This window comes from Paralysiella testudinis (assembly GCF_016894345.1).
In the GTDB taxonomy this organism is placed as follows: domain Bacteria; phylum Pseudomonadota; class Gammaproteobacteria; order Burkholderiales; family Neisseriaceae; genus Paralysiella; species Paralysiella testudinis.
The window spans coordinates 105,655-130,705 of record NZ_CP069798.1 but is presented as its reverse complement, the minus strand read 5'-3'; the positions used below and the strand labels follow the sequence as shown (position 1 = coordinate 130,705).

Genomic DNA, 25,051 nt, shown 5'->3' with positions numbered 1-25,051 from the left:
TTTTTGTGTTAAAATATGTTTACATTATGGTATTGGCATGGCTGCTGGGTGGCTGCGCCTTGTTTTCAGGCAGCCTGAACGCACCGGTGCCGCAACACTTGCCTGCGCTGGCACAAGCGCATTGGTTTCAGCTTACCGACATGCAAAATGGCCGCCAAAGCCTGTTGGCAGTGCAGGCGCTGGCGGATGCGCAAGGCACATATTGGCGTTGGGTGCAAACCGATGCCTTTGGTGTGCCGTTGGCGCGCCAGCGTATCGACAGCCGTGGTTGGCGCAACGATGGTTTTGTGCCGCCCAACCGTCGCGCCAGCCAGCTGTTTGCCGCCATGTTGGCATTGTTGGGCGGCGAGACAACCCTGTATCCGCAGCTCACGGCCGCCACGCAAGGCCAAGATACGGTTTACCGCCAGCACAATGGCCGCGAGCTGTGGCGCATCCGCGCACTGAATGAAGGCGAATGGCAAATCCACACCGCCACCGGTGATCACTGGCAAGTCAAGATAATCGAAGAATAGGCATGAACGCAGCCATTTATTTAAGCCACCCCGGCGTATTGTCGGCTGTGGGCGATGGTTTGGCCGCCACTGTGGCGGCCTTGTTGTCACCATGGCCGCCGCAGTTGAGCCAATCCGAAGCGTGGGTGCATGGGCGCAATTTGCCCGTGGGCGCGGTAAACCAAGCCCTGCGTCCGTTTGCGCCGGAGGTGCCGCCGGGCTTGAGCAGCCGCAACAATCAATTGCTGTGGCATGCGCTAGCGGCGGTAGAGCCGCAAATCGAAGCCGCCAAACAGCGCTATGGTGCTGCACGGGTGGCGGTGGTGCTGGGCACGTCCACCAGTGGCGTGGATGAAAACATCGCTGCTTTTCAACATGTGGTGGGCGGTGGTGGCTGGGCCGACAGTGGTTTTGGCCAGCCGCATCAGCTGTTGTCTTCTCCGGCAGAATTTGTGCAATGGCAATACGGCTTGGGTGGTTTGGCCTATGTGATTTCCACCGCCTGCACTTCCGGCGCGCGGGCTTTGATTAGCGCGGCGCGGCTACTGCGTGCCGGTTTGGCCGATGCGGTGGTGTGCGGCGGTGTGGATTGTTTGTCGCTGCTCACGGTAAACGGTTTTGCCGCGCTGGAGGTGTTGTCCGACGACACCGCCACGCCGTTTGCATCGGGGCGGCGCGGCATCAATATCGGCGAAGCGGCGGCGGTGTTTGTGGCCACCCGCGAGCAGGCGCATCCGCAAGACTTGTGCTTGCTGGGCTACGGCGCCAGCAGCGATGCTTGGCATATGTCCAGCCCACGCCCCGATGGTGCGGGTGCGGTGCAAACTTTACAGGCAGCCTTGGCCAATGCGGCCTTGCATCCGCACGACATCGGCTGGATTAATCTGCACGGCACCGGCACCGAACTGAACGACAGCATGGAAAGCACGGCGGTGGCGCAGTGTTTTGGCGCGGCCACGCAGTGTACGTCTACCAAGCCCTATACCGGCCATACTTTAGGCGCGGCCGGGGCACTGGAAGCGGCGCTGGTGTGGGGCATGGCCAGCCGTGCGGATAATCCGAACGGGCAGTTGCCGGCACAATATCTGCCTGCGGGCTACGATGCGGCCTTGCCGCCGTTGGCCTTAACGGCTTCAGGCAGCCATTGGCCGGCGCATCGGCGCATCGGCCTGAGCACTTCGTTTGCTTTTGGCGGCAACAACAGCGCGCTGATTATTGGCGAGCCTGCGGAGGATGTATGCTGAGCTGTCCCATTTCCGATGTGGCGGCCTTATTGCCGCACAGCGGCCATATGGTGCTGCTGGATGAAGTTTTGGCCTACGACCACGAAAGCCTGCAAGCCAGTGCCCATATCGGTGCCGACCATGTGTTGATGCAGCCCGACGGCACCGTGCCGGCATGGATGGCGATGGAAATCATGGCGCAATGCATCGCGGCTTTGGATGGCATTCATGCCCACAATGGCGGCGAGTCGGTGCGGTTGGGCTTTTTGCTGGGTACGCGCAAGCTGCATCTGTTTGCCGATACATTGCCGCTGGGCTGTGAGTTGCTGGCCGAAACCCGGCAATCTATTCGCGATAACAACGGCTTTGCCGTATTCGATTGCAGCTTGCGCATCATCGCCGCGCCCGCCGGTTTTAGGCTGCCTGAAAACGGGCTGGTGGCACAAGCGGCGTTAAATGTATTCAGCCCGCCGGATTTAGACGGTTACCTGGCACAAACACAGAAAGCAACAACATGAATGAAACACGCACGGTGTTGGTAACCGGTGCCACCCGCGGCATTGGCCGTGCCATTGCGCTGGCGCTGGCCGCCGAAGGTTTTGACGTGGTGGTGCACGGACGCAGCCGTGCGGCTGAAGCCGAAACGGTGGCGCAACAAATTCGCGATTTGGGGCGCCAAGCCCGCGTGCTGATGTTCGACGTGGCCGACCGAGCTGCGGCCAAGGCTTTGTTGGAAGCCGATATCGAGCAAAACGGCGCCTATTACGGCGTGGTGCTCAATGCCGGGCTCACACGCGACAATGCCTTTCCGGCCTTGAGCGATGACGACTGGGACAGCGTATTACGCACCAACCTAGACGGTTTTTACAATGTGCTGCACCCATTGATGATGCCGATGATACGCCGCCGCGCGCCGGGGCGTATTGTGTGCATCACCTCGGTATCCGGCTTGGTGGGCAACCGCGGCCAGGTGAATTACAGCGCTTCCAAAGCCGGTGTGATGGGCGCAGCCAAGGCATTGGCGCTGGAGTTGGCCAAGCGCAAGATTACCGTCAATTGCGTGGCACCGGGTTTGATCGACACCGATATTATTGACGAGAATGTGCCGGTGGCCGAAATTTTGAAAATGATTCCCGCCGCCCGCATGGGGCTGCCTGAAGAAGTGGCACATGCGGTGGCGTTTTTGATGTCTGATAAGGCGGCCTATATTACCCGCCAAGTATTGGCGGTGAATGGGGGTTTGTGTTGAAACGGGTGGTGATTAGCGGCATCGGCGGCATTTCGGCCTTGGGGCGCAATTGGGCGAGCATACGCCAAGGTTTGGCGGCCTATGAAAATGCGGTGGTGGCCATGCCCGAGTGGGATTGTTATCCCGAATTGAACACCCGCCTGGCCGCGCCGATACGTGATTTTGCCGTGCCCGCACACTGGACCCGCAAACAATTGCGCAGCCTAGGGCGCGTGTCGCAGCTGTGTGTGGCTGCGGCCGAAGATGCCTTGACCGACGCCGGTTTGCTGGGCGAAGCGCTGATTCGCGACGGGCGCATGGGCGTGGCCTGCGGCTCTTCCGTGGGCAGCACCCGTGATATCCGCGATATGGGGCAGCTGCTGCTTGAGGGTGCCGCGCCCGGATTCAGTGCCAATACCTATATCCGCATGATGCCGCACACCACCGCGGCCAATATCGCCATTTTTTTCGGCCTTACCGGGCGGGTGATTCCCACCTCCAGCGCCTGTGCTTCAGGCAGCCAAGGCATCGGCTATGCCTATGAGGCGATTAAATTCGGCAAGATTGATTTGATGCTGGCCGGTGGCGGCGAAGAATTGTGTCCGTCGGAAGCCTATGTGTTCGACTCGCTGTATGCCGCCAGCCTTAAAAACAGCACCCCCAAGCAAACGCCTAGTCCTTATGATGCTGGGCGCGATGGCTTGGTGATTGGCGAAGGCGCGGGGATGTTGGTGCTGGAAGAATACGAACACGCGCGTGCGCGCGGCGCCAAAATCTATGCCGAAATTGTCGGCTTTGGCAGCAATGGCGACGGCAGCCATGTGACACGGCCAGAAGAGGCCACCATGCACCGCTGTATGCAATTGGCTTTAGACGATGCCGGTATTGCACCGCCGGCGGTGGGCTATGTCAACGGCCACGGCACCGCCACCGAACAGGGCGATATTGCTGAAACCCGCGCCACCGAGCGCCTGTTTGGCCGCCATATGCCCATCAGCTCGCAAAAAAGCTATCTTGGCCACACGCTGGGCGCTTGCGGTGCGCTGGAAACCTGGTTTTCGATTGCCATGATGAACGACAACTGGTTTGCCCCCACGCTCAACCTGAACCAAGTGGATCCGCGCTGCGGCGAGCTGGACTACATCACCGGCGAAGGGCGGCGGATTGAAACCGAATACGTGGTGAACAACAATTTTGCCTTTGGTGGGGTGAATACCTCCTTGGTGCTGAAGCGCTGGGGTTAACACCACCAACCGCAAAACAGCACCCCCTGAAATTTCTTTCAGGGGGTGCTGTTTTACATGAGATTCAACCAGAGGGTTTATTCGCTTTGGGCAGCCATTTGGCCGGTGGGGGTGGCGCGGTGGTTGGTGCTTTTTTCTTTGTGTTTCAGCACCGCACGATCCAGTTTGTCCATCAGGCTGTCGATGGCGGCATACATATCGGTGTCCACCGATTCAACATGCAAATCCTTGCCCGACAAATGTAGGTCGATTTCGGCTTTTTGATTTAACTTCTCCACCGATAAGGTCACCACCACGGAAATCACGTTGTCCACATGGCGGGTGATGCGCGCCAATTTGGTGCTGATGTAGTCTTTCAGCGCATCGGTAACATCAATATTCAGTCCGGTGAATTTCAGGTTCATAATCAACTCCTACGGTTTGTGCGGCGGGGTGCCGCGGGTTGCTGCCTTTCAGGCAGCCTGAACAAATAGGGGCGTTCTTTAATTTGTCTGTTTACGTTGGTGTGCCGGGGCGATTTTCAAGGCTTCGCGGTATTTGGCTACGGTGCGCCGAGCCAAGGTAATGCCGTGTTTGGCCAGTTGTGTCACCAGCTCGCTATCGGAATAGGGCTGTTGCGGGTTTTCTTGCTGTATCAGCGTTTCGAGCAGGGTTTGCACGGCGCGTTGGCTGCTGCCGGCTTCATTGTGTTCGTTTTGTGACACCGCTTGGCTGAAGAAATAGCGTAACGCAAACACTCCGCGCGGGCAAGCCAAATATTTTTGGTTCACTGCTCTTGAAATGGTGCTTTCGGCCAAGCCCAACGCTTGGGCGGCTTCTTTGAGGGTGAGCGGTGCCAAGCCGATGGGGCCGAAGATAAAGAAGTCTTGTTGTTTGTCTAAAATCCACTCGGCCAGCCGCAATACGGTGTTTTGCCGCAACTTGAGGCTGTCCAGATGGGCTTGGGCTTCTTGCCATTTGCTTTTAAAGGCCGGGTCTAGTTCGGTTTCGGCCAAGAGTTCGGTGTATTCGATGTTGAGCTGCACTTGCGGCCAAGCGGCTTTGACCATCTCGATTTGCCAGCCTTTGCGGCTTTCGCGGATGATGACGTCGGGCTGCACATAGGCGGTGGGCTGGCCGGCGGCGGTGTGGCCGTAGGCAGGGTGGGGATTGAGGGCGGCGATGCATTGCAAGGCTGCCTGAAAAGTGGTTTCGTTGAATTGGGGCAGGGCGCGCAGCAATTGTTTTTGCTGTGCCGCGCTTTGCCATTGTCCCAAATGGTGGCGCACCAATAGGCCGGCGCATTTGCGGATATCGTCTTGCGGCTGGCGTGCCAATTGCAGCAGCAGCGATTCGGTGAGGTTGCGTGCGCCGATGCCGGGCGGGTCGAAGCGTTGCAGTGCAGCCAATGCCTGCGCCAAGCTGTCTTTGCTGAGCATCCATTCCAGTGGCGTGTGCTCGGCGATGTCGGCCAGGCTGTCGGCAAGGTAGCCGTGTTCGTCGAGGCTGTCGATTAAGAGGTGTACTTGCGCGGCGATGCTGTCATCCAGCGGGTGCTCGCACACTTGCGCGTGCAATTGGCTGTGTAAGTCGTCTTCGGCGGCCACGGTGGCCCAGATATCGGCGGCTTCATCGCCACCCACATGCACGTGTTCGGCCGGTTTGGTGTATTGCTGTGGTGGTAGCTCGAATGCTTCGGTGTCGGTGTCGGGTTTTTCCAGAAAGGGATTGTCGGCCAGCCATTCGGCCACCTCGGTTTCCAAAGCCTGAGCCGACATATGCAATATCCGCAGCGATTGCTGCAGATTTTGGTTGAGCTGTTGTGTCTGCTTCAGCTTGAGGCTGAGGGCGGCTTTGGTCATAACGGTGTCGATATTGGTGGCGGTTTGGCTTTTTATTTAATAGTCGAAATTTTCACCCAAATACACGGCGCGCACTTCTTCGTTTTGCACCAGCTCCTCCGGGTGGCCGGTGGCCAGTACGCTGCCTTGGTTGATGATATAGGCGCGGTCGCAAATGCGCAGGGTTTCGCGCACGTTGTGGTCGGTAATCAGTACGCCGATGCCGCGCTGTTTCAAAAAGGCAATGATGGTTTGGATGTCGATGACTGCAATCGGGTCTACCCCGGCGAAGGGCTCGTCCAGCAGAATAAAGCGCGGCTGCATGGCCAGTACGCGGGCGATTTCCACGCGGCGGCGCTCGCCGCCGGAAAGCGACAGGGCGCTGTTGTGACGCAGGTGCTCGATGTGCAGATCGGCCAGCAAGGTGTTGAGTGCGGCGTCCATTTCGGCTTTGTTGCGACCGCTGATTTCCAGAATGGCGCGGATGTTTTGCGCCACAGTCATTTTGCGGAAAATCGAGGCTTCTTGCGGTAGATAGCCTAAGCCTAAGCGGGCGCGCTCATGGATGGGCAGGTGGCGGATTTCCTGATTATCAAGGGTGATGCTGCCGGCGTCGGCGGCAATCAGCCCCACAATCATGTAAAAGCTGGTGGTTTTACCGGCGCCGTTGGGGCCGAGCAAGCCCACCACTTCGCCGCTGGCCAAGGATAAACCCACGTCTTTAACCACTTGGCGGTTTTTAAAGCTTTTTTGCAGGCCGTGTACGCTGAGTAGGCTGCCTGAAGAAGGGCTGGAGGTCATGCGGCAATCCTATTTGTTTTGCGGTTGGATAAGCACGCTCACGCGGCCTTTGCCGCCACCGCTCACGGTGTACACTTCAGTGCGGGTGTTGTAAACAATGCTGTGGCCGCGCGCCATGTCGCTGCCGCGCTCTACCCGCGCGTTGCCGGTGAGGGTCACGATGCCGCTGGCGCTGGCGTAGCGCACTTCGTTGGCTTGGCCTTTAACCATGCCGTCTTTTTCCAATTGTTGGCCAAACTGAACCGGCCTGCCGCTGGCGCGCATGGTTTGGTTGCCGGCGTTGTCGCGGTTCACTTCCACGCGGGCGGCGTTGATATACAGACTGCCTTGGCGGATTTGCACATTGCCGGAAAACACGGTGCTCTGGTTGCCTTGATCCAGCGAGCCTTGGTCGGCTTCGATGGCGATGGGCTGGTTGCGGTCGCTTTCCAGCGCCCAAGCATGGGTGCTGATGCCGGTGAGCAAGCACACGGCCAAGAGCTTAAGGTTTTTTGGGGTCATAAATAATGGCCTTTACGCGCGAAGACAGGTTTAAAAACCCGCGTTCTTTGTTGTATTCAAAACCCACTGCGCTGCCTTGCGACAGGCCGTAGTGGTAGTCTACCTTGGCATCGGTTTTAGCGGTTTGGGTGGCGGTGTTGACGGTGAGGCGGCTGGTGTTGAGCATGCCTTCATTGCCATTGCCGTCGGCACTTTGGTGCAGCACCACGTTGTCGCTGAACACCACTTCGCGGCTGTCGGTATGGTATTGCGCCAGCGCTGAAGATACCTGATATTGCGGCTTGCCTTGGCGCAGCAGGGTGAGCTGCGGGTTGTCGATGTTAACAATGTTTTGCTGCGGTAGCTGCCAGGCGGCGGTGGCGGTGAGGCTTTCGCCGGGCAGGCCGTCGGCATCGAAGCGCTCGGCGCTGATGCCGTTGATGCGGTATTTGGGCTCGTTGGGGTTGAGGGCGATTTCTTCAGTGCTGATTTGGCTGACGCGATCCAGCCACACGCTGACGCTGCCCATCAGCAGCGCCAGAATCAGCGGAAAAAACCAGTTGCCACGGGCTTTGATCATGCGGTGTATGCCTCCGAGGCTGCCTGAAAGAATGGCTATTAATGTGGCTTGGGATTGTATTTCAAACCATGCGGCGGCGTTTTCAGGCAGCCTAAATCAATTCAAACAATGGGGCTATCTTAACACAGAGCCGTCAAACCGTAATGGTGCCAAGCCGGCGTTAAACGATGCGGGCTTGGAGTAAGTCGTGCATATTCAATGCGCCCAGTGGCCGTGCATGCGCATCAATCACAATCAGCCCGTTGATTTTGTTGTCTTCCATTTGTTTGAGCGCTTCCACTGCCAGTTTGTCGCTGCCGATGGTGTGCGGCTGCGGCTGCATGATGTCGGCCATGCGCACCTCGGTTAGCTGGGTTTGCCGCTGGAATAGGCGACGCAAGTCGCCATCGGTAAAAACGCCGCTCAGCTGGCCGTGGGCATTGACTACCACCAGCATGCCCAGCCCTTTTTCGCTCATGGTGATGATGGCTTCGCGCAAAGGCGTTTGCTCGCCCACCAAGGGCAGGGCATCGCCGCTGTGCATTAAATCGGCCACGGTGAGCAGCAGGCGTTTGCCCAAGCTGCCGGCGGGGTGGCTTAGCGCGAAGTCTTCCGGGGTGAAGGCGCGGGCGCGCAGCAAGGCCACGGTGAGCGCATCGCCCAACACCAATACAGCGGTGGTGCTGGAGGTGGGTGCCAGCCCAAAAGGGCAGGCTTCTTGCGATACGGCGGCCAGCAAATGGATGTCGGCATGTTGTGCCATGCTCGACTGCGGTTTGCCGGTGATGCTGATTAGGCGCACGTTTTTGCGCTTGATGGCGGGGATGATGGCCAGAATTTCATCGTTTTCGCCTGAGTTGGAGAGGGCGATAATCACATCGCCATCCACCACCATGCCCAAATCGCCGTGGGCGGCTTCGGCCGGATGGATAAAAAACGCGGGTGTGCCGGTGGAGGCCAGCGAGGCGGCGATTTTGCGGCCGATGTGGCCGCTTTTGCCCATGCCGGTAATCACCACCCGGCCGTTGGCATTTAAAATCGCTTCTACGGCTTGATTAAAGCGGTAATCCAAACTGGCGGCCACTTCGGCAATGGCGGCTTGTTCAATGGCAAAAACGTCTTTTGCCCATTGCAAATAAGATGAAGGCGTATTCATAGTAAGGGCTTTACAGGCTGCCTGAAAAACAAGATGGTTTTAATGTAAACCAAATTATACCGTTAAGGCTTGCTTTTGGGTGTTTCACTTGTCAAAAGCAGTGTGGGTGGCTACAGTTAGGTGTTATCGGCAGCACGCTGATGCTGCGCGCAAATTTATATTTATTAAGGAAGTCAAAATGACCGTTTTAAAGCAAGTTAAAGCCTTGGGGCAGCAAATCTGGCTGGATAACCTGTCGCGTTCGCTGGTGCAATCGGGCGAGTTGGCGCGCATGTTGCAAGAAGGCGTGTGCGGGGTTACCTCGAATCCGGCCATTTTTCAGAAAGCCTTTGCCGGTGATGCGTTGTATGCCGATGAAGTGGCAGCATTAAAACAGCAAAACCTCAGCCCCAAGCAGCGCTATGAAGCTTTGGCGATTGCCGATGTTCAGGCAGCCTGTGATGTGTGCCTGCCCGAATACCGTGCCGAAAACGGCGCCAGCGGCTTTGTGAGCTTGGAAGTGGCACCGAATCTGGCCGACGATGCGGTCGGTACTGTGGCCGAAGCCAAGCGTTTGCACGCTGCCATCGGCCGCGACAATGTGATGATTAAAGTGCCCGCCACCGATGCCGGTTTGCTGGCGCTCACCGAGCTGGTGGCCGCCGGTTTGCACATCAACTTAACCTTGCTGTTTTCGCGCAAGCAGGTGCTCAAGGCTTACCAGGCTTATTGCGAAGGCCTGCGCCGCCGCAAAGCGCAAGGTTTGCCGGTGGCGGGCATTCAAGTGGTGGCCAGCTTTTTCTTGTCGCGCATTGATGCCGCACTGGACACCACCTTGCCCACCCATTTGCAAGGCAAAACCGCCATTGCCTTGGCCAAAACAGCTTATCAAGAATGGCAAGATTTTTTTGCCGGCGTGGATTTTGCCGATTTGGCCGCCGAAGGTGCCGCACCGGTGCGCTTGTTGTGGGCTTCCACCGGCACCAAAAATCCGGATTATTCGGATGTGCTGTATGTGGAAAGCCTGATTGGCGCGCATACTGTTAACACGGTGCCGGATAAAACCTTGGCAGCCTTTATCGACCACGGCGTGGCCGGGTTGACCTTAACAGAAGATGTGCCCGCCGCACTAAAAGTGCTGGACGAGCTGGCCGCCTTGGGTGTGGACGTAGAAGTGCTGGCCGTGCGCTTGCAACAAGACGGCTTGCAGCAGTTTGTGGATGCGTTTGAGGCTTTGCTGGAACCGCTGCGTTCTTAATATTCAGGCTGCCTGAACGCTGTTACTGAGATGCCAACAATAAGCCCGCCATGCTGATGATGGCGGGCTTATTGTTGGCTAACGATGCGGGTGAGGTTGGCTTAACGTTCGTAGCCGGTGTTGTAGCGTTTTTCCAGCCACGAGAACAGCCAGCTCAAACCCATGGTCATCACCAAGTAAATCAGGGCAATGGTGTAATACGGCTCTTCGTATACTGAATAGCGCCCGGCTACTGAGCGCGCCACAAAGGCCAGCTCAGCCACCGCAATCGCCGATACCAGCGAGCTGTCTTTCAGCAAGGTGATGAATTCATTGCCAAACGGTGGCAGCATACGCCGTACTGCTTGCGGCAGGATGATGTGGCGCATGGCTTGCGGGTAGCTTAAGCCCAGCGAACGCGCCGCTTCCACTTGGCCGCGGTCTATCGACTGGATACCGGCGCGGAAAATTTCGGTGATGTAGGCACCGGCATTCACCGACAAGGCCAGCGTGCCCGCAATCAGTGCGCCGTAGTTGCGCCGCAACTCCATCGCCGCATCGCCGCTAATCAATAGGCCGTCGGTGGGGTTGATGAGTATGGGGAACCAGACGAAATACCAGATAAAAATCTGCACAAACAAAGGTGTGCCACGAAACAGGGTAACGTACAGCAAAGACACTTGCCGTGCTAGCCAGATAATCACCTTAACCGGAAAGCCGCCTTTTTCGGCGCGGATTACCCGAGCCAGTGCGCCAATCAAGCCCAAAATGGTGCCAGCAAATGTGGAAACCACGGTGATGCCCAATGTGGTGAGGGCGCCGTAAAAAAACATTTCACGGTATTCGTAGATAATGTCAAAACGAAAAGACATGTGTTTATCCCGGTGTGGTGTGTTTATTGTTTAATCAAAAATGGTTATGTCGGCTTTTTGCATACACAACCGCTTTGGTGCGCGTGCATTTCCAGCGGCATACTGCGCCAATGCCGTTTATTTTAACCACAAAAAAGGCGGCGGCTGAAATTATTTTATGTGCATGGGCAGCAAAATAGCGTGGCGCCGGGGTGTTGGCAGTCTGTGTCGGGCGCTGATGGCCTGCTTTCGGCTGGATAAGCCGCAACAATGCGTTTACAATGATGCGCTTGTGTAAAGCCAAGCCAAAGAACACTATGCAAGTCTGGTTGGGGAGCGGGCAAAAGCCGCATTGGCCGCAAGGCGCGGCGGTAACCATTGGTAATTTTGACGGTGTGCATCAAGGCCACCGTCATATTTTGCAGTGCCTGCGTGCGCAGGCCGATGCGCGCGGATTGGCGGCGGTGGCGGTGGTGTTTGAGCCGCAGCCGCAAGAATTTTTTGCCCGCAAAGCGCAGCGCCCCTTGCCTTACCGCTTAAGCCCTTTGCGCGACAAGCTGGCGTTGCTGGCCGACACGGGCTGCGTGGATGCGGTGTGGGTGTTGCGTTTTAATTCGGCGCTGGCCGATATGAACGCGGCCGATTTTATCCGCCAAGTGCTGCTGGCCGATTTAAACACCCGCTATTTGCTGGTGGGCGACGATTTCCGTTTTGGTGCGCAGCGCGGTGGTGATTTTGCCCTGCTGCAACAGCAAGCCGAATTCATCACCGAGCGCACGCCTTCGGTGTTGGTGGCCGACGAACGGGCATCCAGCACCGCCGTGCGCCGTGCTTTGGCCGCAGGCGATTTGGCTTATGCACAGCAATTGCTCGGCCACGAATACACCCTCAGCGGCCATGTGAAACACGGCGCCAAGCTGGGGCGCACCTTGGACAGCCCCACCGCCAACATCCATTTGCCGCCGCACCACTATGCTTTGAGCGGCGTGTTTGTGGTGGACGTGTGCGGTGATTTTGGCCGCCGCCGCGGTGCCGCCAGCTTTGGCTTTAACCCCACGGTTTCCCATACGCGTACGCAAAAGCTGGAAGTGCATATTCTGGATTGGGCGGGCGATTTATACGGTCAGCGTTTAAGCGTGCATTTTTTGCACAAGCTGCGCGACGAGCTGAAATTCGACAGCTTAGATGCCTTGAAGCAGCAAATCTGGGCCGATATGGACGCAGCACGGATTTGGCCGGCACATGAAGCCGATAGGAATTAGCGCCATGGCTTTCAGGCAGCCTTATGGATAATAGGCTGCGCTAAAATTTAAATAAAATACCTGTAAATTATATAAAACCATCATTTGAGAACCTTATGACCGACTACCGCAAAACCGTCAACCTTCTGGACACTCCCTTTCCCATGCGTGGCGATTTGGCCAAGCGCGAAGGGGGCTGGCTGAAAGACTGGTATGCGCAGCAGCGCTACCAAAAACTGCGCCAAATCGCCAAAGGGCGGCCGAAATTTATTTTGCACGACGGCCCGCCCTATGCCAACGGCGACATCCACATCGGCCATGCGGTGAATAAAATCCTCAAAGACATCATCATCCGCAGCAAAACGCTGGCCGGATTTGATGCGCCCTATGTGCCCGGCTGGGATTGTCACGGCCTGCCGATTGAATTGATGGTGGAAAAGCTGCACGGCAAAAACATTCCCGCCGCCAAATTCCGTGAGCTGTGCCGCGAATACGCCACCGAGCAAATCGCCAAACAAAAGCGCGACTTTATCCGCTTGGGCGTGTTGGGCGACTGGGACAACCCCTACCTCACCATGAACTACCAAACCGAGGCCGATATTGTGCGCACGCTGGGCAAAATCCAGCAGGCGGGCTATTTATACCGTGGCGAAAAGCCGGTGCAGTTTTGCTTGGACTGCGGCTCGTCTTTGGCCGAAGCCGAAGTGGAGTACAAAGACAAAGTGTCGCCCGCCATCGACGTGGCCTATCCGTTTCAAAACAACGCCGCGCTGGCCAAAGCCTTTGGGCTGCCTGAAATCAGCGGCAACGCCTTTGCGGTGATTTGGACCACCACCCCGTGGACGCTGCCCGCCAGCCAGGCCATCAGCGCCGGTGCCGACGTGGTGTATCAACTCATCGACACGCCCAAAGGCAAGCTGGTGTTGGCCAAAGATTTGGCCGAGGCCGCGCTGCAACGCTACGGCTTTACCGACACCACCGTGCTGGCCGAAGCCGATGGCAGCCGTTTGGAAAACCTGCTGCTCAGCCACCCGTTTTTGCCGCGCGATATTCCCATGCTCAACGGCGAACACGTTACCACCGATGCCGGTACCGGCTTGGTGCACACCGCGCCCTCGCACGGCTTGGAAGACTATTTTGTGTGCCTGAAATACGGCATCAAACTGGATAACCCGGTCAACGGCGAAGGCCGCTACCGTGCCGACGTGCCGCGCTTGGCAGGGCTTACCGTGTGGGAAGCCAACCCGCTGATTATCGACTGGCTGGCCGAAGATGCCCGCCTGCTGTCCAACACCAAAATCGAACACAGCTACGCCCACTGCTGGCGCCACAAAACCCCGCTGATTTACCGCGCCACCGGCCAATGGTTTATCGGCATGGACAAAGCCGGTGTGGCCGGTAAAACCCTGCGCGACACCGCCATGAAAGCGGTGGACGCCACCGAATTTTTCCCCGCTTGGGGCCGCGCCCGCTTGGAAGCCATGATTGAAGGCCGCCCCGATTGGGTGGTGAGCCGCCAGCGCAACTGGGGCACGCCGATGACCTTTTTCGCCCACAAAGAAACCGGTGAGCTGCATCCGCGCAGTGCCGAATTGCTGGAAGCGGTGGCGCAGCGCATTGAAGAAAAAGGCATCGAAGCTTGGTTTGCCTTAGATGCCCGCGAACTCTTGGGCGATGAAGCCGATAGCTACGAAAAGCTGAAAGACACGCTCGATGTGTGGTTTGACTCCGGCAGCACCCACTTTGCCGTGCTCAAGCGCCGCGAAGAGCTGGCTTGGCCGGCCGATCTCTATCTGGAAGGCAGCGACCAACACCGCGGCTGGTTTCAGTCGTCGATGCTCACCGGCTGCGCCACCCAAGAACGCGCCCCGTATAAGCAATTGCTCACCCACGGCTTTGTGGTCGACGGCAACGGCCAAAAAATGTCCAAATCCATCGGCAACGTGATTGCGCCGCAAAAAGTGAACGACACGCTGGGCGCCGACATCTTGCGCCTGTGGGTGGCTTCCACCGATTACTCCGGCGAGCTGGCCATTTCCGACGAAATCCTCAAACGTGTTACCGAAAGCTACCGCCGCCTGCGCAACACCTTGCGCTTCTTGCTGGCCAATTTGAGCGACTTCGATCCCATCGAACACGCGGTGCCGCAAGAGCGCATGTTGGAGCTGGATCGCTACGCACTGGTGCTGGCGCGTCAATTGCAAGAGCGGCTGGCGGGCGATTTCTACCCGCGCTACGCCTTTCACTACGCCGTGCAAGACATCGTGCAATTTTGCTCCGAAGATTTGGGCGCGTTTTATCTGGACATCTTGAAAGACCGTCTCTACACCACCGCCGCCAACAGCCACGCCCGCCGCAGCGCGCAAACCGCGCTCTACCACATCACCCGCAATTTGGTGCTGCTGATGGCGCCGATTTTGTGCTTCACCGCCGAAGAAGCGTGGGACATCATTGGCGGCGGCGCCGAAGACAGCGTGCTGTTCCACACCCTGCACAACTTCCCCGATATGCCCGAAGCCAGCGAAGCGGCACTGCTGCAAAAATGGCAGGCCGTGCGCCAAGTACGCGAAGCCGTTACCGCCGCCATCGAGCCTTTGCGCAGCAACAAAACCGTGGGTTCTTCTTTGCAGGCCGAAGTGGCGATTACCGCGCCGGCCGCAACCGCAGGCTACCTGAAAGCCTTAGGCGATGAATTGCGCTTTGTGTTGCTGGTGTCTAAAGCCAGCGTAACGGAAGGCGAAACCTTGGCCGTGAGCGCCGGGGTGAGCGGCGGCGAAAAATGCGAACGCTGCTGGCACTACACCGACGACATCGGCAGCAACGAACAGCATCCCACCATCTGCGCGCGCTGTGCCGATAATCTGGACGGCGCGGGTGAGCAGCGGCATTATGCTTGATGCTTATGGCTAGTTGTTTTGATGGCTGGTTTTAAATAAAGGCTGCCTGAAAATGTGATTTTCAGGCAGCCTTTATTTGCAGCCTTTATTTATGGTGGAATACATAAACAACGGATATAAATTGGCGTATGCCGGATGCTTGAATCCGATGCTGGTTCAAATGAAACAACAGAAAGGCTGCCTGAAAGCCCGGCTTCTGCGAAGCCAAAACCTTCAGGCAGCCTTTTATTGACGCCATTACCTTATTGCTTTAAGCCAGCGGCGGTTTATCGGAGGTGTCGGTGTCGTCGTCTTGCTGTTGGCGCGCTTCTTCGTATTCGGCCTGTTGTGCCAGCACCGAGCCTTCAGGCGCGGGGGAAGTTTCGCCCAGTTCCCACGGGGCGTTGTCGGCCACTTCTTCGATGTGGATGGTTTTGAGCGAGTAGTCCGGCTGGTAGTGCAGGTCGTATTTAGCGGCTTTGATGATGGACATCATCATCAGCACCATAATCACAATCAGCGGTGCGCCGGCAAAAATCGAGGCGGTTTGCAAAGTGGCCAGGCCACCCAAAAACAGCAACACGGCGGGCATAAAGCACAGGGTGAATGCCCAAAACAGGCGGTTCCAGCGGTGCGGCTCGCCATCCACTTCACGCTGTACCACCGAAGACAGAATGTAGGAAATCGAGTCGAAAGTGGTGGCGGTGAAAATAATCGCCAGCAGCGTAAACACGGCAATCGCCAGCTTGGCCATGGGCAGGGTGTTCAGCACGGCAAAAATGGCGGCGGTGGGGCTTTGGTTGTTGAGGATGTCCACCACGTTGAGGCTGCCTGAAAGCTGCAAATAGAGGCTGTAGTTGCCCAATACGATAAAAAACACCGCGCAGCCGAGTGAGCCGAAGAAAATGGCGCCCACCACCATTTGGCGGATGGTGCGGCCTTTGGAAATTTTGGCGATAAACAGGCCCACGGTGGGGGCGAACACCAGCCACCATGCCCAGTAGAATACGGTCCAGTCTTTGGGGAAATGGGTGTCTTTAAAGCCGTGCTCGGCAAATTGGCCGAAAGGCTCGGTCCAGGTCATCATGGTGAACATTTGCGTGAGCGAGCGCCCCATGGCTTCCAATCCGGTATTGAGGATAAACACGGTGGGGCCTACCAGCAGCACAAATGTTACAAAGCCGATGGCCAGATAAAAATTGATGTTGGACAAAAACTGAATGCCGCCTTTGAGGCCGCGATAGGCGCTGTAGGCAAACAAAGCGGTGGTGGCCAGCAACACCGCCATTTGCATCCACAGGTTTTTGGGCAGGCCAAACAGCTCGTGCAGGCCTTCGTTAATCATCGGCGAGGCCAAACCCAAGGTGGTGGCACCACCGCCAATCATGCCGAACACAAAGAAAATATCCACTATTTTGCCCCAGTTGCTGGCGGCAAATTTTTCGCCAAACAGTGGCATCAGGCTTTGGCTTACCTTCAAGCGCGGCGAGTTGCGCACATGGGCGAAATAGGCAATCGGGATGGCGGGCACCAGATAAATCGCCCACGCCACCGGCCCCCAGTGGAAAATGCCGTAAGTAGAAGCCCAGCGGATGGCTTCGGGGGAGCCGGGCGGCAGGCCGAAGGGCGGGCCTTGGTAGTAATACGCCCACTCAATCACGCCCCAATACAAAATGCTGCCGCCGATGCCGCCGCAAAACATCATCGCCGCCCACGAGCTGGTTTTGAATTCCATCTCGTCTTCGGGCTTGCCTAATTTGATGCTGCCGATGTCGGAAAAAGCGATGTAGAGTACAAACAGCACCGACATCACGCCCAAGGCGAGGTAAAACACGCCGAAGGTGTCGGTAACAAAGGTTTTGGCCAAGGCCACCCAGTCGGCGCCTTGCTGCGGAAACAAAACCAGCGGCAGGGTAACGCCGAATAAAATCAACAACACGCCAAAAAAGGTGAATTTGTCGATGCGGGTGTCGGGAATGTGCGCAGGGGTGCGCTGGCTAATGGCCATATCGGCATCAAAGGTGCCTAAATGGCGGGGGTGACGTGGTTGGGTCATGCGGTCTCCTGTGGTGGGGGCGGTGCGGCGGTATGCTGCATTTGCCTGACAACAGGGCTGTGCTAACAAGTTGGCTAACAGCTGATTGCCCTTAAAAACGAACGGTGCATTATAGCATATGGTTAAATTGTTCATTTTTAATGATAAATTGATTTAATTTGCGCTTAGCAATGTGCAGGCGTCAAAATCGGCAAAAATCTGCGGTATCGGCGTGAATAGCGTAAAATACGCAGCTTTATTTCCCTACCCGCAAAACCATGTCTGCAGAAAAAAAATCCTTGGCCAAATACTGGCTGTTGGTGGTGCTGGCGATTGTGCTGGATCAAATCACCAAAGTGGCGGTAATTCGCCATTTCCAGTTTGCCGAACGGCTCAATATCATCCCCAACTTTTTCGATTTAACCTTGGTGTACAACACCGGCGCCGCTTTCAGCTTTTTGGCCGATGCCGGTGGCTGGCAGAAGTTTTTCTTTTTGGGGCTGGCGCTGGTGATTTGCACTTGGCTGGCACGCAGCATTGTGAAAGACGAATTCGGCGCTTGGGGCAAATGGGGCGCGGCGATGATTATCGGCGGGGCGGTGGGCAATGTGGTCGACCGCTTGTTGCACGGCCATGTGATTGATTTTTTGCTGTTCTATTACCAAAACTGGTTTTACCCCGCGTTTAATATTGCCGACAGCTTTATTTGTGTGGGCGCGGTATTATTGGTGCTGGACGGCTTTAAACAGCAGAAAGCCGACAAAGCCACCGCAGAAAAATAATACCCATTCTACAAAACAACCTAACTGCGTTGGCTCGCCTTGCCGTACTATTTGTACTGTCTTTGGCTCAGCTCAAAGAGAACGATTTACTAGGGTGCTGAAGCACCAAGTAAATCAGTTCCGCCTTGTTATCTTATTTTGTAGAATGGGTATAGCTTCAGGCAGCCTAAACAACACAACACAGAGCCGATTATGAACAACAAAACCATTCTTCTGGCCAATCCGCGCGGCTTTTGTGCCGGGGTGGATCGCGCCATCAGCATTGTTGAGCGTGCCATCGAACGCTTCGGTGCGCCGATTTATGTGCGCCATGAAGTGGTGCACAATAAATTTGTGGTCGACAACCTGCGCGAAAAAGGCGCGGTGTTTATTGAAGATTTGGCCGATGTGCCCGCAGGCGCCACGCTGATTTATTCCGCCCACGGTGTTTCCAAAGCGGTACAAGACGAAGCGGCGCAGCGCGGTTTTCGCGTGTTTGATGCCACTTGCCCGCTGGTTACCAAAGTGCACAAAGAAGTGGATAGGCTGGATGCGCAAGGCTATCAAATCATTATGATTGGCCACAAAGGCCACCCCGAAGTGGAAGGTACCATGGGCCAGCTTTCCGATGGCGCCATGCTGCTGGTGGAAACGGTGGAAGATGTGGCCAAACTGGCGGTGCGCGATGTGGCAAAATTGGCGCATGTGAGCCAAACCACCTTGTCGGTAGACGAAACCGCCGACATCATTGCCGCCCTGAAAGCCCGCTTCCCGCACATCAAAAGCCCGCACAAAGAAGACATCTGCTACGCCACCACCAACCGCCAGGAAGCGGTAAAAGATTTGGCGGCACAATGCGATGTGGTGGTGGTGGTGGGCTCGCCCAACAGCTCCAACAGCAACCGCTTGCGCGAAGTGGCCGCCCTGCGCGGCGTAGACGCTTATATGGTGGACAATGCCGGCCAGCTTGATGCAGCCTGGTTTGTGGGGAAGCATAATATCGGCGTAACTGCTGGGGCTTCGGCGCCGGAAGTGTTGGTGCAAGAAGTGATTACCACCTTGCAAGGCTGGGGGCATCAGGCGGTGCTGGAAGGCGAGGGCGTGGAAGAAAGCATTATTTTTGTGCTGCCCAAAGCCTTGCGGGATGAGGCTGAGCAGGCTTAAACCGGATGGTATGGTAAAGGCTGCCTGAAGTGTTTTCAGGCAGCCTTTGGTATTTTGGTTAAGGAGATAAGATGACACCGCAGCAAATACTGGATTTTTGGTTTGCGCCCGATACACAGCCGCATGGGTTTGCCCAAAGCGCTGCGTTTGACCAACAAGTGCACAGCCGCTTTGGTGCTGTGTTGGCACAAGCGGCGGCGGCGGAGTTGGCGCATTGGCGGTCTACATTGGCCGGGCGGGTGGCGGAAATTATTGTGCTCGACCAGTTTTCCCGCAATGTTTACCGCAACACCCCGCAGGCCTTTGCCCAAGACGGCATGGCGCTGGTGTTGGCGCAAGAAGCGGTGGCACAGCCGGATTTCGCCAGCTTGCCGGTGGCACAGCGCAAATTTGCGCTGATGCCGTATATGCACGCCGAATCCGCACTGATTCATGAGCAGGCCGTGCCGCTGTTTGCGGCGCTAAACGATGAGCTCACGCTGGATTTTGAACGTCGCCACCAGCAGATTATCCAGCGCTTTGGCCGCTATCCGCACCGCAATGCCATTTTGGGGCGCAGCAGCAGCGCCGAAGAAGTGGCGTTTTTACAGCAACCGGGATCGTCGTTTTAGGCGGGGTTGAAATCTTTTCCGTCATCGGTGCGCATGGCGCGCCCTACTGAGCTGCGGCCAGCGCTGCCAATGTTTTGCCTTGCGCATCTTTGGCCGACAGCTGTGGCCGGGTGAGCGGCCAGTTTATGCCTATGGCGGGGTCGTTCCAGATGAGGCAGTCTTCGCTTTGCGGGTGGTAATAGTCGGTGCATTTATAGAGGCAGTCGGCTACGCTGCTGAGCACGGCAAAGCCGTGTGCTAGGCCGGGCGGTATCCACATTTGCGCTTGGTTGTCTTCGCTGAGCACGGTGCCGACCCATTGGCCGTAGCTGGGCGAATGGGGGCGGATGTCTACCGCCACATCAAACACCGCCCCGCGCACACATTGCACCAGCTTGCCTTGTGGTTGGTGGCGCTGAAAATGCAGGCCGCGCAATACGCCTTGGTGCGAGCGGCTGTGGTTGTCTTGCACAAAGACCAATTCAGGCAGCCCCAATGCTTGGCGGTAGCGTTGCAGGGAAAAGCTTTCCAGCAAAAAACCGCGTGCGTCGGCAAACACGCGGGGGTGGATGATTTTTACATCGGCAATGGCGGTGTCGGTGATGTTCATGGTGGGCTTGGTTCAGGTAGCCTCGTGGTGGGCATGGCTTTGGTTTTTGCTATTCAATTTATACCGATTCTATAAAATAACCTAACTGCGTTGGCTCGCCTTGCCGTACTACTTGTACTGTCTTCAGCTCGCCGCCTTGTCATCTTATTTTATAGAATCGGTATTACTTCATCCAATAAACGCAGCAAATATTGGCCGTAGCCGCTGTGCGCCAATGCTGCGGCAGCGGCGGCCAGCTCGGCGGCGTTGAGCCAGCCTTGGCGGTAGGCGATTTCTTCTAGGCAGGCGATTTTCAGCCCTTGCCGTTTTTCAATGGTGTGCACAAATTGCGCCGCTTCAAGCAGGCTGTCGTGGGTGCCGGTGTCGAGCCAGACAAAGCCGCGCCCCAGTAGCTCTACATGTAGCTGGCCTTGTTGTAGGTAGCTGCGGTTGATGTCGGTGATTTCCAGCTCGCCGCGCTCGGAAGGGCGCAGCTGGCGGGCGATATCGAGTACTTGGTTGTCGTAGAAATACAGGCCGGTTACGGCGTAGTGGGATTTGGGGTGCGTCGGTTTTTCTTCGATGGCGGTGGCTTTGAATTGGGCATCGAATTCAATCACGCCGAAGCGCTCGGGGTCGGGCACATGGTAGGCAAATACGCTGGCGCCGTGGGTTTGGGCGGCGGCTTGGTGCAATTTGCGGCCAAAGCTTTCGCCAAAATAAATATTGTCGCCCAAAATCAGACACACGGCATCGGTGCCGATAAATGGCGCGCCAATCAGCAAGGCCTGTGCCACGCCTTCGGGCTGTGCTTGCACGGCGTAGCTAAGATGAATGCCGAAGCGGCTGCCGTCGCCAAGCAGGCGCTGATAGGCGGGCAGGTCGTGGGCGGTGGTAATGATAAGCACATCGCGGATACCGGCCAGCATCAGCACCGACAGCGGATAATAAACCATCGGTTTGTCGTATACCGGCAGCAGTTGTTTGGACACGCCGCAGGTGAGCGGATACAGGCGGCTGCCGCTGCCGCCGGCCAATAAAATGCCTTTCATGATGCGGTTTCCGTGGTGTCGGCTTGCGGGTGCAGCAAAGGTTGCCACCACTGCGGGTTGTTGAGATACCAGGCCACGGTGTGGTGCAGGCCGTTGGCAAAATGATGCTGCGGCCGCCAGCCCAGCTCACGCTCGATTTTGCCCGCATCGATGGCGTAGCGACCATCGTGGCCGGGGCGGTCGGCCACGTGGGTAATCAGCTCGGCATGGGTTTTGAGATGAGCGGTGGCGGGGTGCAAGGCGGGGGGGTGCAGTTGGTCGAGCAAGGTGCAGATGGCGTGTACTACATCGAGATTGCGTTGTTCGTTGTGGCCGCCGATATGGTAGTGGGCGCCGGCTTGGGCGCGGCAGAATATGGTCCATAAGGCGCAGGCGTGGTCGTCTACATGCAGCCAGTCGCGGATTTGCAGGCCATGGCCATATACCGGCAGCGGCCGGCCATGCAGGGCGTTGATGATGATGTGCGGAATCAGTTTTTCCGGAAATTGGTAGGGGCCGTAGTTGTTGCTGCAATGGCTCAGCAGCACCGGCAGGCCGTAGGTACGTTGCCAAGCCCGCACCAAGTGGTCGGCAGCGGCTTTGCTGGCGGCATAGGGGCTGCTGGGTGCGTAGGCGGCGTTTTCGGCAAAGCGCCCGCTGCGGCCATGGAGGTCGCCATACACTTCATCGGTGGAAACGTGGTGAAAGCGGAACTGCCGTTGTGCGTTTTCAGGCAGCCTTTGCCAATAGTAGCGGGTGGCTTCCAGCAAGGTGTAGCTGCCAACGATATTGGTGTCGATAAACGCGGCCGGGGCGCTGATGGCGCGGTCGACATGGCTTTCGGCGGCCAGATGAATCACGCCGCAAGGTTCAAAACGGGTAAACAAGGCATCCAGCGCGGCGGCATCGCCGATATCGGTGCGGCTGAAGTGGTAGCGCGGGTGTGACTCGGCACCCGGCAAAGAAGCCAGATTGCCCGCATAGGTGAGCTTGTCGATGTTGACCACGGTGATGCCGGTATCGGCCAGCAAGTGGCGGATCAGCGCGGAGCCGATAAAACCGGCGCCGCCGGTAATCAATACGGTGGCAGAAGGGCTGGGCATGATGAATTTTGGGATAGGGCGCAAAGGCTGATTATAAGGCAAAGGTGGCTGCGCCGCTGGGCGTGTGTGTTCAGGCAGCCTGCGGTGTGGGTATAGTGGATTAAATTTGAATCAAGACAAGGCGAGCCAACGCAGTATTGGTTCAAATTTGATTCACTATATTTTGGGCTCGCGTATCGGCAGGTTTACCAATGCCGCCAGCACCGCCAGCGCCATATCGGCATACCACATCCAGCCGAAATCGCCAAAACGGCTGATGGTAACGCCGCCCAAATAAGCGCCCAAAAAGCCGCCGATTTGGTGCGATAGCAAGGTAAAGCCGAATAAGGTGGCCAGATAGCGCACGCCAAACAGCTTGCCCACAATGGCGGCGGTGGGCGGCACCGTGGCCAGCCAAGTAAAGCCCAGCCCGGCGGCAAACAGATAAAAGGTGAGGTCGGTGCGCGGCAGCATCAAATACACCGCAATCAGCAGCGCGCGCGAGCCGTACATCCAAAACAGCAGGTATTTGCTGCGATAGCGCGACACCATGGCGCCGATAAACAGGCTGCCCGCCACATTGGCAATGCCGATAATCGCCAGCGACCACGCCGCCACCGATTGCGGCAGCCCGCACAAGGCCACTTCGCCGGGCAGGTGGGTGACCAAAAAGGCAATATGAAAGCCGCAGGTGAAAAAGCCCAAGTGCAGCAGCCAGTAGCTGCGGTCGGCAAAGGCTTGCTTTACCGCTTGCTTCAGGCTTTGCTCGGCCACCGGGCTGGCGGAAGCAGTGCTGGGTGCGGCGGCGGTTTCACGGCGGGTTAGGCGCAGTGCAAACGGCAGTGCCGCCAAACACATCAGTGCCAATGAATACATCGCTCCCATCCAGCCAAACGCCGTAATCAGCCGTTGCAGCACCGGCGCAAACACAAACTGGCCAAAAGAGCCGCCCGCATTAATCACCCCGGAAGCCATGCCGCGCGATTGCGGCGGCAATTTATTGGCGGCCACCCCCATCAGCACCGAAAAACTACCCGCACCCGAACCCACGGCGCTGAGTATGCCCAAGGTGAACACCAAGCCCCAGCCGCTTTGTAGCCACGGTGTCATCAGACAGCCGATGGCCAACACCACAATACCCGCCAGTAACACCGGCCGCGCACCGTAGCGATCGGCCACCGCCCCGGCAATCGGCTGCGCCACGCCCCACATCAATTGCGCCACAGCCAGCGCAAAGCTGATGGCGGTGATGGTGAGCCCGGTGCCGTACTGCATCGGCTGCACAAACAGCCCCATGGATTGGCGTGCGCCCATGGTCACCATCAGCACGGCGGCGGCGCAGACAATAATCAACCAGCTGGAAGGGTGGCGGCTCATGGTGAAAATAGGCTGAAAAAGAAGGGATTATATCTGAAGTAGCGTACACAAATGAGTGTGCGGTTGCTGATAAATTAACCGGTTTAGGCTGCCTGAAACATGAATGGCTTGCCGAATCAAGTTCGGCAATGACAAGGCCGCTTTCAGGCAGCGTGATACATTGGGTATGCGACATTATCCCCAGCCGTGCAAATGCGTTTGCACCAGTGCCGCTAAGGCCTCTATCCAGGCGCTGTCGTCGTTGAGGCAGGGGATGTATTGGTATTGGGTGCCGCCGGCGGCGTAAAAATCTTCGCGCCCTTGCAAGGCGATTTCTTCCAAAGTTTCCAAACAATCGGCAGCAAAGCCGGGGCAGACCACGTCCAGTTTTTTAACGCCGTTTTTGGGCAGCGATACCAGCAAGTCTTGCGTGCTGGGGCCTATCCATTTGGCTTTGCCGAATTGGCTTTGAAAGGCCACGATGTAATCGCTTTCGGCCAGTTTGAGTTGCTGCGCCAGCAGCACGGCGGTTTGGCGACATTCTTGCGGATAGGGGTCGCCCGCGTTGTGTTGCGCTTGCGGGATGCCGTGAAAGCTGAGCATCAGCTTATCGCCACGGCCATGTTGTTGCCAGTGCTGTTCAATTTTGCCAGCCAGTGCTTGGATATAGCCAGGGTGGTCATAGTAGCGGCTGATGCTGCGCACGCTCATTTGGTTACGCTGTTGCAGCAATACCTGCCATACCTTGTCCAGTGCGGCTCCGCCGGCGGAAGCGGCGTATTGCGGATACAGCGGCAGCACCAGCAGGCGGCTCACGCCTTGCTGCTTTAGGCGGGCAATGGTGTCGGCCACGGAAGGCGCGCCGTAGGTCATGGCAAAAGCCACCAGCGGGGCATCGGCCATGGCCTTGCGCAGATGTTGTTCCAAGGCCAGAGCGCTGCGCTCGGTGTAGACATAAAGCGGCGAGCCTTCGCTTTGCCAAATTTTTTGGTAGCCGTGTGCGCTTTTGCCGCTGCGAAACGGCAGGATGATGCCGCGCAATACGGTTTGCCACAGCCAGCGCGGCAGCTCGACCACGCGCTGGTCGGACAAAAATTCGCGCAAATAAGGCTTTACGGCAGCGGCGGTGGGTGCGGCGGGGGTGCCGAGGTTAATCAGCAAAACGCCGGTTTTGGCGGGGCTGGCGGGCGGTTCGGCAAGGAAATAGTGGGTCATGGTATGGGCTTGTTATGTAGAGGTTGGGTGGTTTCAGGC

The 25,051-nt window shown here is 57.2% G+C and carries 24 protein-coding genes; 11 read left to right on the top strand and 13 right to left on the bottom strand.

Annotation, left to right across the window (positions count from 1 at the left end):
• The first annotated feature begins 5 nt into the window (after positions 1-5).
• From JQU52_RS00615 to JQU52_RS00595, 5 genes are read left to right on the top strand one after another with little or no spacing between them, the layout of a single operon-like run.
• Positions 6-515, top strand: a complete 510-nt coding sequence (locus tag JQU52_RS00615; protein ID WP_230339282.1) for a hypothetical protein — start codon at positions 6-8, stop codon at positions 513-515.
• Between the two features lie 2 nt (positions 516-517).
• Complete coding sequence (locus JQU52_RS00610; RefSeq protein WP_230339281.1) at positions 518-1,738, top strand: beta-ketoacyl-ACP synthase; 1,221 nt, start codon at positions 518-520, stop codon at positions 1,736-1,738.
• Positions 1,732-2,235: an ApeP family dehydratase gene (locus tag JQU52_RS00605; RefSeq protein ID WP_230339280.1), complete on the top strand. Its 504-nt coding sequence runs from the start codon at positions 1,732-1,734 to the stop codon at positions 2,233-2,235. The genes JQU52_RS00610 and JQU52_RS00605 overlap by 7 nt, the downstream gene beginning before the upstream one ends.
• On the top strand, positions 2,232-2,966 hold the full coding sequence (fabG, locus tag JQU52_RS00600; protein ID WP_230339279.1) for a 3-oxoacyl-ACP reductase FabG: 735 nt from the start codon (positions 2,232-2,234) through the stop codon (positions 2,964-2,966). Before JQU52_RS00605 ends, fabG begins: the two co-directional genes overlap by 4 nt.
• Positions 2,960-4,189 carry a beta-ketoacyl-ACP synthase gene (locus JQU52_RS00595; protein WP_230339278.1) on the top strand — a complete coding sequence of 410 codons (1,230 nt, stop codon included), beginning with the start codon at positions 2,960-2,962 and terminating at the stop codon, positions 4,187-4,189. Before fabG ends, JQU52_RS00595 begins: the two co-directional genes overlap by 7 nt.
• 77 nt (positions 4,190-4,266) lie before the next feature.
• On the opposite strand, the gene hpf is transcribed toward JQU52_RS00595, so the two are convergent.
• The 6 genes from hpf to JQU52_RS00565 form a co-directional block, all read right to left on the bottom strand.
• A complete protein-coding gene (hpf, locus tag JQU52_RS00590; RefSeq protein ID WP_230339277.1) occupies positions 4,267-4,593 on the bottom strand; it encodes a ribosome hibernation-promoting factor, HPF/YfiA family in 327 nt (108 codons plus the stop codon).
• 78 nt (positions 4,594-4,671) lie between these two features.
• On the bottom strand, positions 4,672-6,030 hold the full coding sequence (rpoN, locus tag JQU52_RS00585; RefSeq protein ID WP_230339276.1) for an RNA polymerase factor sigma-54: 1,359 nt from the start codon (positions 6,028-6,030) through the stop codon (positions 4,672-4,674).
• A gap of 36 nt (positions 6,031-6,066) precedes the next feature.
• Positions 6,067-6,810, bottom strand: a complete 744-nt coding sequence (lptB, locus tag JQU52_RS00580; RefSeq protein WP_230339275.1) for an LPS export ABC transporter ATP-binding protein — start codon at positions 6,808-6,810, stop codon at positions 6,067-6,069.
• Between the two features lie 9 nt (positions 6,811-6,819).
• Positions 6,820-7,311 carry a lipopolysaccharide transport periplasmic protein LptA gene (gene lptA / locus JQU52_RS00575; protein WP_230339274.1) on the bottom strand — a complete coding sequence of 164 codons (492 nt, stop codon included), beginning with the start codon at positions 7,309-7,311 and terminating at the stop codon, positions 6,820-6,822.
• Positions 7,292-7,870: an LPS export ABC transporter periplasmic protein LptC gene (gene lptC, locus JQU52_RS00570; protein WP_230339273.1), complete on the bottom strand. Its 579-nt coding sequence runs from the start codon at positions 7,868-7,870 to the stop codon at positions 7,292-7,294. Before lptC ends, lptA begins: the two co-directional genes overlap by 20 nt.
• 160 nt (positions 7,871-8,030) lie before the next feature.
• Positions 8,031-9,005 carry a KpsF/GutQ family sugar-phosphate isomerase gene (locus tag JQU52_RS00565; protein ID WP_230339272.1) on the bottom strand — a complete coding sequence of 325 codons (975 nt, stop codon included), beginning with the start codon at positions 9,003-9,005 and terminating at the stop codon, positions 8,031-8,033.
• 178 nt (positions 9,006-9,183) lie between these two features.
• On the opposite strand from JQU52_RS00565, the gene tal reads away from it, so the two are divergent.
• On the top strand, positions 9,184-10,242 hold the full coding sequence (gene tal, locus JQU52_RS00560) for a transaldolase (RefSeq protein ID WP_230339271.1): 1,059 nt from the start codon (positions 9,184-9,186) through the stop codon (positions 10,240-10,242).
• 101 nt (positions 10,243-10,343) lie between these two features.
• On the opposite strand, the gene JQU52_RS00555 is transcribed toward tal, so the two are convergent.
• Positions 10,344-11,093, bottom strand: a complete 750-nt coding sequence (locus JQU52_RS00555; RefSeq protein WP_230339270.1) for an amino acid ABC transporter permease — start codon at positions 11,091-11,093, stop codon at positions 10,344-10,346.
• A 296-nt stretch (positions 11,094-11,389) separates the two neighbouring features.
• Between JQU52_RS00555 and ribF the strand changes: the two genes are divergently transcribed.
• Complete coding sequence (ribF, locus tag JQU52_RS00550; protein ID WP_230339269.1) at positions 11,390-12,334, top strand: bifunctional riboflavin kinase/FAD synthetase; 945 nt, start codon at positions 11,390-11,392, stop codon at positions 12,332-12,334.
• A 95-nt stretch (positions 12,335-12,429) separates the two neighbouring features.
• Positions 12,430-15,210 carry an isoleucine--tRNA ligase gene (gene ileS, locus JQU52_RS00545; RefSeq protein ID WP_230339268.1) on the top strand — a complete coding sequence of 927 codons (2,781 nt, stop codon included), beginning with the start codon at positions 12,430-12,432 and terminating at the stop codon, positions 15,208-15,210.
• 250 nt (positions 15,211-15,460) lie between these two features.
• On the opposite strand, the gene JQU52_RS00540 is transcribed toward ileS, so the two are convergent.
• Positions 15,461-17,245 (bottom strand): BCCT family transporter, encoded by a 1,785-nt coding sequence (locus JQU52_RS00540; protein WP_230339267.1) that lies wholly within the window; start codon positions 17,243-17,245, stop codon positions 15,461-15,463.
• 257 nt (positions 17,246-17,502) lie between these two features.
• On the opposite strand from JQU52_RS00540, the gene lspA reads away from it, so the two are divergent.
• The 3 genes from lspA to JQU52_RS00525 all read left to right on the top strand — a co-directional run bounded on the left by lspA (position 17,503) and on the right by JQU52_RS00525 (position 19,760).
• On the top strand, positions 17,503-18,006 hold the full coding sequence (gene lspA / locus JQU52_RS00535) for a signal peptidase II (protein WP_230339266.1): 504 nt from the start codon (positions 17,503-17,505) through the stop codon (positions 18,004-18,006).
• Between the two features lie 192 nt (positions 18,007-18,198).
• Positions 18,199-19,149 (top strand): 4-hydroxy-3-methylbut-2-enyl diphosphate reductase, encoded by a 951-nt coding sequence (ispH, locus tag JQU52_RS00530; RefSeq protein WP_230339265.1) that lies wholly within the window; start codon positions 18,199-18,201, stop codon positions 19,147-19,149.
• Positions 19,150-19,220: 71 nt separating this feature from the next.
• Positions 19,221-19,760, top strand: a complete 540-nt coding sequence (locus tag JQU52_RS00525; protein ID WP_230339264.1) for a DUF924 family protein — start codon at positions 19,221-19,223, stop codon at positions 19,758-19,760.
• Positions 19,761-19,803: 43 nt separating this feature from the next.
• On the opposite strand, the gene rfbC is transcribed toward JQU52_RS00525, so the two are convergent.
• The 5 genes from rfbC to hemH all read right to left on the bottom strand — a co-directional run bounded on the left by rfbC (position 19,804) and on the right by hemH (position 25,012).
• A complete protein-coding gene (gene rfbC, locus JQU52_RS00520) occupies positions 19,804-20,349 on the bottom strand; it encodes a dTDP-4-dehydrorhamnose 3,5-epimerase (protein WP_230339263.1) in 546 nt (181 codons plus the stop codon).
• 149 nt (positions 20,350-20,498) lie between these two features.
• On the bottom strand, positions 20,499-21,380 hold the full coding sequence (gene rfbA / locus JQU52_RS00515; RefSeq protein ID WP_230339262.1) for a glucose-1-phosphate thymidylyltransferase RfbA: 882 nt from the start codon (positions 21,378-21,380) through the stop codon (positions 20,499-20,501).
• Positions 21,377-22,462, bottom strand: coding sequence for a dTDP-glucose 4,6-dehydratase (rfbB, locus tag JQU52_RS00510; protein ID WP_230339261.1), 1,086 nt, complete (start codon positions 22,460-22,462; stop codon positions 21,377-21,379). Before rfbB ends, rfbA begins: the two co-directional genes overlap by 4 nt.
• Positions 22,463-22,618: 156 nt before the next feature.
• Positions 22,619-23,818 carry an MFS transporter gene (locus JQU52_RS00505; RefSeq protein WP_230339260.1) on the bottom strand — a complete coding sequence of 400 codons (1,200 nt, stop codon included), beginning with the start codon at positions 23,816-23,818 and terminating at the stop codon, positions 22,619-22,621.
• 174 nt (positions 23,819-23,992) lie between these two features.
• Positions 23,993-25,012: a ferrochelatase gene (gene hemH / locus JQU52_RS00500; RefSeq protein ID WP_230339259.1), complete on the bottom strand. Its 1,020-nt coding sequence runs from the start codon at positions 25,010-25,012 to the stop codon at positions 23,993-23,995.
• Between the last annotated feature and the right edge of the window lie 39 nt (positions 25,013-25,051).